The organism is Dellaglioa sp. CoH-55-MRSF-9, from assembly GCF_056782155.1.
Genome location: NZ_JBXAYG010000135.1, coordinates 1 through 252, shown reverse-complemented (window position 1 = coordinate 252; position 252 = coordinate 1). Strand labels below are relative to the sequence as shown.

Annotated in this window: 1 protein-coding gene; it reads left to right on the top strand. The window is 45.6% G+C overall.

Annotation, left to right across the window (positions count from 1 at the left end; genetic code table 11):
- On the top strand, positions 1 to 200 hold a 200-nt coding region (locus AC1RPV_RS08080), incomplete at its 5' end, for a hypothetical protein (RefSeq protein ID WP_481764248.1).
- Between the last annotated feature and the right edge of the window lie 52 nt (positions 201 to 252).

Genomic DNA, 252 nt, shown 5'->3' with positions numbered 1-252 from the left:
AAGAGGAAGAGGGAAAAGGGAGAAGGAGGAAGAAGAAAGGAAAGGAGGGGGGAAGAAGAGGGAAGGGGGGAAAGAGAGGAAAGAGAGGAAAAAAGAAGAGAAAGAAGAAAGAAAAAGGGAGAAGGAGTAAGAGGATTAGGGAGAGGAGAATAGGGCAAAGAAATGCTACGGGATATGAATGGCATGACTTAAGGGAGTAACGACACGTGAAAGGAAAAGAGGTTTGATGACATCGGCGACTCAGCTCTACAA